The following is a 7,310-nucleotide window of genomic DNA, read 5'->3' as shown; positions in this document are numbered from 1 at the left end:
GCAATGTCTGTGCCGCTAACAATAAGAAGGCCGGCGTCGTTAATGTTTGCGTTCAGCTGGCCACCCGTGTCGATATTGATGCGTTCGGCAAGTTCGCTTAATGAGTTTGTATTGTTAATGCTGAGTGTGCGGGTGGTGCCATCGAGCCGGGTGATTGTGATGTCGAGGCTTTCGTTTTCGCTAAGTTGACCAGTGCCAACGCGGGTTGCAGCGAGTTCGGCATAAGTACTGGCATTTACGCCATTGATATTTTCGTGAATATTATCGAGTAGGTCTTCGATAGTGCTGCCAGCGGCTAAGTTACCGATATTTTGGCCGTTAATGAGAATGTCATCTTGCTTAATGGCTTGGGCTAGGGTGCCGTCGCCAGCTAATGTCATGGAGTCACCCATGAATTCGTAAGACGTGCTGCCCATGCCCAGAGTTTGACTGTCGAGCTGGGGGATTTTGAGTGTAATCGTTTGTTCGGAATCGGCTCCAACTTGTAAGCTGAGTTCGCCAATACTACCATCTAACACGTTGCGGTTATTAAACGATGTAGTACTGGATATACGATCTAGCTCGGCCACCAGCTGTTGAACTTCACTGTCTAGCGTGGCGCGGTCGTTGTCGCTGTTAGTGCCATTGGCCGATTGTACGGCTAGCTCGCGTATACGCTGTAGGTTGTTGGTCGATTCAGATAGTGCGCCTTCGGTGGTTTGTATTAGTGAAATACCGTCGTTGGCGTTGCGAATAGCTTGCCCTAAGCCTTTGATTTGAGTGGTTAAGCGATTCGAAATTGCTAGGCCTGCGGCATCATCCGCGGCTTTGTTAATACGTAGTCCAGAGGCGAGTCTTTCACTCGCGCTAGATAGCACTTTACCTGCCGCGGTAAGGTGCCGTTGAGCATTGAGCGATGAGATGTTGGTATTAATGTATAGCGGCATAACAACAAACTTATTCGGGTATCAAACATGATAACGGCTAAGTTTGTTAAAACTTGAGGAGGGCTTGGTATTCTAGTGGGCAAAAATAGCGCTCAGAGTGAGAGGGCTCGAGCGCGGGGCGGCTTAGATTATTTTGTTGTTACTGCTTAACCGTTGGCTTAGTAACCTTTTCGACTTTATAGCCCTGCGCCAGTAATAAGCTTTGAACGCTATCGGGGCCGGCGAGGTGGGCTGCGCCGACTAGGATAAATTCTTTTTCAGGGGTACGGATGAGTTTGTCGATGGATTTAATCCAGTTGAAATTGCGTTTTACCAGCAGGTTGTTGTACATCTGCGGAAAGCGTTCTTTCATCATCGTTGTCATTTTCTCGTCGATGGTCGCCACGTCGCCAGCCTTCCAGGCATTGATTAATATTTGGAATTCCGCGCTGAGGTTGTCGAAGTCGTCGAGTGAGCCATTAACAAAGTCATCTTCATAGCCGTCGCCCATTGTCGCTAGCATGGCGATTTGCTCATCCAATGTTTCTAAGCTGCCAATGGTTTTGTTGTGTTGATTTGCCAGCTTTGTAAAGTGGCTTTCGATGCCGCTGTTGGCCGTGATATCAAGCTTTTGCAGCTCTAGTTGGGTGAGGGTAAGCATAACCATGGCAGGCTTGAACGACTGCATCATTTCAATCGGTAGGCCGCATTGGGCTGCAAAATCGCTAAGGCGTTTATAGGTTTTAGGCTGCAAGATATTGGCAAGTGTTTTGCCGGGCGGCAAGCTCATTTGCATCATCATTTTTTGCTGAAAGCCGAGATCATTGGCGCCATTCACGTCGGTCTCAAACACAACAGTATCGCTATTGTTAAAGGCGATGCCGTATTCAGGCTTTAGAGGGTAATCGGAGGCACGCAGCATGTGTATGGTGCCGCCTAGATAGACTTCGCCGTGTTCGTTACTGACCTTCCATACCATGGCGTCGGCATTGACGTTGGTACTCAATGGAATAAGGCTGCCAAGCAGGGTGCTGGTGGCCAAAAATGACAGTGCGCGCTTAAGCATGCTGTAGCTCCGTTGTAAGTTTGCTAAATGTGTGTGCAGCGATGGGTCTGACTACCAGGCAAGCACAGGGTTCGAAAAACAGGTAAAATCGCATTCCTTTTTCAGTTTAGTGTGTTGTGGTTTGCATGTCTGACGCAAGTTTGCGTATTACCGAGATCTTTTACTCATTACAGGGTGAAGCCAGAACCATTGGCTTGCCGACTGTTTTTGTTCGCCTTACGGGCTGCCCTTTACGTTGTGGTTACTGCGATTCCGAGTATGCCTTTTACGGCGGCGAGCGTATGACCCTTACCGATATCTTGGCGGCAGTGGCAAATTTCAACCCCCGCTATATTTGCGTGACCGGCGGCGAGCCGCTGGCCCAGCCCAATTGCATTCTATTACTTAGTGCACTTTGCGATGCGGGCTATAACGTTTCGTTGGAAACCAGCGGGGCTCTGGATGTTGCGGCTGTTGATGCGCGGGTGAGTACGGTTATGGATTTGAAGTCACCGAGCTCGGGCGAGGTGAGTAAAAACCGCTATGAAAACATCCCATTGTTGGCGCAAAAAGACCAAGTGAAGTTTGTTTTGGGCAACCGCGAAGATTATGAGTGGGCAAAATTCAAGCTTGACGAATATGGCTTAGTCGCGCGTGTCGGCGATGTGTTGTTTTCGCCGGTGCATGGTGAATTAGCCGAGCGGGATTTGGCGAATTGGATTGTAGAAGATAATTTACCCGTGCGTTTTCAAATGCAATTGCATAAGTTGTTGTGGGGCGATAAGCCCGGTGTGTAGCGGTTTAGTGAAATGAATTGGCGCCCTATTAGTATGTGCAAATAGTGTGTGCAAAAAAGTTTTAGAGGTAACAGTATGAACAAAAAAGCGGTTGTTTTGGTGTCGGGTGGTTTGGATTCCACGACTGTTTTGGCCATGGCGCAAGCGCAGGGTTATAGCTGCTACACCATTAGTTTTGATTACGGCCAACGTCATCGCGCTGAGCTGGTCGCGGCGGAAAAGACCGCCAAGGCCTTTGGCGCGGTAGAGCATAAAGTGGTGAGCTTGGATCTTCGCTCTATTGGCGGCTCGGCTTTGACGGACGATAGTATCGATGTGCCTGAGGATGATCCCGGCGGAATACCTTCTACCTATGTGCCTGCGCGCAATACGGTGTTTTTATCGATAGCGTTGGGCTGGGCCGAAGTTTTAGGTGCCGAGGCTATTTGGATTGGTGTGAATGCCGTTGATTACTCGGGTTACCCGGATTGCCGAGCGGAGTATATTCAGGCCTTTCAGGCGATGGCGAATCTAGCGACAAAGGCGGGTGTAGAAGGTCGACCGTTAGAAATTAAAACGCCGTTACTGACTTTGAGTAAAGCGAATATTATTCGCGAGGGTATAGCGCTAGGGATCGACTACGGTTTGACTGTCTCGTGTTATCAGGCCAACGATAAGGGCGAGGCCTGTGGCCTTTGCGATTCCTGCCGGTTGCGTAAAATTGGTTTTGCAGAGGCTGGGGTGAAGGATCCCACGCGCTATAGCCAAAAACCTGTGATTTGATGACGTTATTTCTGCGTGCTTGCGGTCGCCTTATTGCGGTTTTAGTGCTTTGCGGTAGAATACCCGAGTAAATCACTAGGGTATATATTTAGGGCTTTGGCGGCACACTTGCTCGGCCTATATAGAGAATGTTCATGTCACAAGATCAATCAACACCTACAAATGACGTTACCGAAGACGCCACCGCAACGACAGATGCCGCTGTGCCTGTAAATGCGGCCGGTTTGCCAAACGTCAATATTACTGAGTCTGCACAGGAATATCTGGCGGGCTTGCTGGAAAAGCAAAACTGCGAAGGCATTGCTATTCGTATGTTTGTATCTTCTCCGGGTACTCCTCAGGCTGAAACCTGCATCGCGTATAGTCGCCCCGGCGAAGAAAAAGAAGGCGATGTAAAAATGCAGCTGAAGGGGCTTGAGGCCTGGTTTGAGGGCCGCAGCGTGCCTTATTTAGATGATGCGAAGGTGGATTATTCACCAGATCGCATGGGCGGCCAGCTGACAATCCGCGCGCCCAACTCTAAAATGCCAAAAATAAACGATGATAGCCCCATTGAAGACATTATTAATTATGTTCTCGTGAATGAGGTTAATCCGGGTTTAGCTTCCCACGGTGGTAATGTTACGTTGGTTGAAGTGACTGACGATAATTTCGCGGTGTTAAAGTTTGGCGGTGGTTGCCAAGGGTGCAGCGCAGTTGATATGACATTGAAAGGCGGCGTTGAAAAAACTCTGATGGAAAAGGTCCCTGGTTTACAGGGCGTGAAAGACATTACTGATCACACCGATAGTTCTCAGGCGTATTACGCTTAATCAATAGTCTCGAATAAGTCTATTTCCACAAGCCTAGATGTCAAAATGTCTGGGCTTTTTTGTGGCTCATTATTCGATCAATCTTTAAGGTGGCTTAGCCATGTTGAGTCCTAGTGCAGTGCGGCAATATTGGCCGCTTTTACTAGGCAGCTGTTTGTTGCTGCTAGCCATTTTGCTGATATTGGCACTTGCCATTGGCGCGGTTTCAATTGCGCCCCATAAACTAGTGTTGTGGCTACAAGGTGAAGCGGATATTCAGACACAGCTTATTGTGGAATCGCTGCGCTTACCTCGTGCGATATTGGCGGTTTGCATCGGGGCATTGTTGGCTGTCTGTGGTGCTGCAGCGCAAGGGCTGTTTCGCAATCCATTGGCAGATCCTTCTTTAATTGGTGTGAGTGGCGGTGCCTCTGCCGGTGCGAGTATTGTAATTGTGTTGCTGAACTTCTCTCAGTGGGGCTGGCTTGGTTTGTCTTTAGTGTCTTTGGGGGCTTTTACAGGTGCCGTTTTGGTTGTTTTGTGCGTCTATCGTTTAGCGACCAATGCCACGGGTACATCGGTGGCAACCATGTTACTGGCGGGGGTGGCTTTTTCCTTGCGGGTGGGCTGGCAAATGGCTTGGAATTTGTGGCCGATAACCACAGGCTGCGCCAAATTAGCTTGTGGCGTATGGGCGGCTTGGAAAGCGCAGATGCAATTCAGGTTGCACTGGCTTTTTCTGTTCTCTGTGTTGTTTTCTTTGTTTTATATCATCTTCGTAATGCGTTAAATGCTTTATTACTTGGCGAATCAGAAGCGCGTCATTTGGGTGTTAACGTGGCGCAGGTTAAGCGTCGAGTGATTGTGTGTATTGCTGCCGGGGTCGGTGTTTCTGTCGCGCTCGCGGGGGTTATTTCCTTTGTGGGCTTAATCGTGCCGCATATTGTGCGCATGGTAATAGGGCCTAATCATCGTTACTTATTACCTATTAGTGCCTGTCTTGGGGCTATATTGTTAGTGCTGGCCGATTTGTGTGCACGCACGTTTATTGCGCCAACAGAGTTACCTGTTGGGTTATTAACCACAGCGCTAGGCGCCCCCATATTTATTTTCTTACTGCGCAGCCGGTTTCGCTATGGGGAGTCGGTGTAATGTTAAAAGTCGATAATGTGAGCTTCAATAAAAACGGGGCATCAATATTAGATAGCATTAGCTTTTCATTGGCAGCTGGAGAAATATTGGGTGTTATTGGTCCTAATGGTGCGGGTAAAACGAGCATCGTGAAAGCGCTGCTTGGAGATATCGCAACCGGGGGGAATGTTTTATTCGATGGCCATCCATTAAAACAATTTTCAACGGTGCAGCAAGCTAAGCACATTGGAGTCTTGCCGCAACAGAGTATTTTGAATTTCCCGTACACAGTGGATGAGGTTGTGATGCTGGGCCGTACGCCACATAAGACAGGCAGCAAAGTGGATACAGGTATTGCCCGTGAAGCGATGGCCGCAATGGATATTGTATATTTAGCTGAGCGACGTTATACCGAGTTATCCGGTGGCGAGAAACAGCGCACGCAGCTGGCGCGTGTAATGGCGCAAATATGGCGAGCCGAAGATGCTGACCCTCGATTATTAATTTTAGATGAGCCTACAAGCTCCCTTGATCTGGGCCATAAACAACAACTTATGGTCCAGGTTAAAGCGTTTGCGGATCAGGGGGTGGCAGTATTGCTGGTCGAGCACGATTTGAATGTTGTGGCTAATTATGCCGATTCTGTTTTGGCGCTTCAGTGTGGGCGTATTCACCGCTGTGGGGCGGTGCAGCAGTGTTTGGATGAGACGCTAGTCAATAATCTATTTAATGCGGATGTTTCTGTCATTAATCAAAACGGCTGCATTACTGTTTTAAATCGACCGGCTTCAAAATCTAATTATAAGCAGGCTAACGGCAAATGATGAAGTCTTTAATTCTTGGCGGTGCCCGCAGCGGAAAAAGCCGTTTGGCTGAGCAGCGTGTTCTCGCATATTCGGGGGGGCAGCCCGTTTATGTTGCGACAGCTTGGGGCGGGGATATTAACGATTCGGATGATGAAATGCGGCAGCGTATAGAACGCCATCAGCAAGAGCGTTCTGTGCGTTTCCACGTCGTAGAAGAACAGTTGCATTTATCGCGTGTATTGCAGGAACACGACGGTAGTGGAGTTGTTTTTTTGGTTGATTGCTTGACCCTTTGGTTAAATAACTGCTTACACCATAATGTGTGGTGCAGTGAAAAGGCTGCGTTACTGGATGTTTTACCAAATTTAAAAGCGCGCATTGTTTTTGTGAGTAATGAGGTCGGCTCGGGTGTTGTGCCGCTGGGGGAACTGAGTCGGCAGTTTGCTGATGAGGCCGGGTGGTTAAATCAAGCGCTGGCAGCGCAGTGCGATCAAGTTGATTTAGTGGTTGCGGGTTGTTTGTTGAATTTAAAAAAGAGTGAGTTGTAATGTTGTGTAGTGCAAAAAAAATGATGTCATTCAGTGTTATATTTTTTCTTGTATTGTTAAGCCATTCTTCGGTCGCGAGTGAGGATAGTCATTCTAGTGTCGCGCCGCTGGGTGCTGGTATTTCCGTAAAAGATTATCGCGGCCGAGAGGTTCGTTTGGCGGCGCCGGCTAAACGTGTTGTGGCGTTAGCTCCGCATGTTGTTGAAAATATTTTTTCGGCAGGCGGGGGCGACGCTTTAGTAGGTGTGGTTGATTATTGTGATTACCCTGAGGCCGCCAAGAAAATTCCTCGTGTGGGGAAAATAAGCTCTGCGAGTTTAGAGGCCATCGCCGCGGCGAACCCAGATCTGGTTGTGGTTTGGGAGTCGGCTGGTGCAGCTAAAATACTGAGTAAGTTGGAGTCGCTCGGGTTGTCGGTTTACGTGAGTGACCCTAAAGCCTTGGAGGATGTTGCACGCTCTATTCGAGATTTTGGCGTACTTTTGGGGCGGCCGCAAATAGCTGAAGCAGCGGCGATAGAGTATG

General features: G+C 48.7%; 8 protein-coding genes and 1 pseudogene. 7 read left to right on the top strand and 2 right to left on the bottom strand.

What is annotated here, in order from left to right; genetic code table 11:
- Both AC3A8L_RS18220 and AC3A8L_RS18215 read right to left on the bottom strand, forming a co-directional pair.
- On the bottom strand, positions 1 to 926 hold a 926-nt coding region (locus AC3A8L_RS18220), incomplete at its 3' end, for a flagellin N-terminal helical domain-containing protein (RefSeq protein ID WP_487963702.1).
- 139 nt (positions 927 to 1,065) lie between these two features.
- The gene (locus tag AC3A8L_RS18215) at positions 1,066 to 1,971 is read right to left on the bottom strand and encodes a TraB/GumN family protein (RefSeq protein WP_487963701.1); all 906 of its coding nucleotides are present in this window, start codon (positions 1,969 to 1,971) and stop codon (positions 1,066 to 1,068) included.
- A gap of 125 nt (positions 1,972 to 2,096) precedes the next feature.
- Between AC3A8L_RS18215 and queE the strand changes: the two genes are divergently transcribed.
- The 7 genes and pseudogenes from queE to AC3A8L_RS18180 all read left to right on the top strand — a co-directional run.
- Positions 2,097 to 2,747 carry a 7-carboxy-7-deazaguanine synthase QueE gene (gene queE / locus AC3A8L_RS18210; RefSeq protein ID WP_487963700.1) on the top strand — a complete coding sequence of 217 codons (651 nt, stop codon included), beginning with the start codon at positions 2,097 to 2,099 and terminating at the stop codon, positions 2,745 to 2,747.
- A gap of 75 nt (positions 2,748 to 2,822) precedes the next feature.
- Complete coding sequence (queC, locus tag AC3A8L_RS18205; protein WP_487963699.1) at positions 2,823 to 3,509, top strand: 7-cyano-7-deazaguanine synthase QueC; 687 nt, start codon at positions 2,823 to 2,825, stop codon at positions 3,507 to 3,509.
- Positions 3,510 to 3,733: 224 nt separating this feature from the next.
- Positions 3,734 to 4,321, top strand: coding sequence for a Fe-S biogenesis protein NfuA (nfuA, locus tag AC3A8L_RS18200; protein ID WP_487963703.1), 588 nt, complete (start codon positions 3,734 to 3,736; stop codon positions 4,319 to 4,321).
- 100 nt (positions 4,322 to 4,421) lie between these two features.
- Positions 4,422 to 5,452, top strand: a pseudogene (locus AC3A8L_RS18195) (FecCD family ABC transporter permease).
- Positions 5,452 to 6,255 carry a heme ABC transporter ATP-binding protein gene (locus AC3A8L_RS18190; RefSeq protein ID WP_487963698.1) on the top strand — a complete coding sequence of 268 codons (804 nt, stop codon included), beginning with the start codon at positions 5,452 to 5,454 and terminating at the stop codon, positions 6,253 to 6,255. Before AC3A8L_RS18195 ends, AC3A8L_RS18190 begins: the two are co-directional and overlap by 1 nt.
- Positions 6,252 to 6,785, top strand: a complete 534-nt coding sequence (gene cobU / locus AC3A8L_RS18185) for a bifunctional adenosylcobinamide kinase/adenosylcobinamide-phosphate guanylyltransferase (protein WP_487963697.1) — start codon at positions 6,252 to 6,254, stop codon at positions 6,783 to 6,785. Before AC3A8L_RS18190 ends, cobU begins: the two co-directional genes overlap by 4 nt.
- A gap of 20 nt (positions 6,786 to 6,805) precedes the next feature.
- The coding region (locus AC3A8L_RS18180; RefSeq protein ID WP_487963696.1) for a helical backbone metal receptor at positions 6,806 to 7,310 on the top strand (505 nt) is incomplete at its 3' end.

It is taken from the genome of Marinagarivorans sp. (assembly GCF_982758155.1).
The sequence above is the reverse complement of the archived record's forward strand: the minus strand, read 5'-3'. Positions and strand labels throughout refer to the sequence as shown.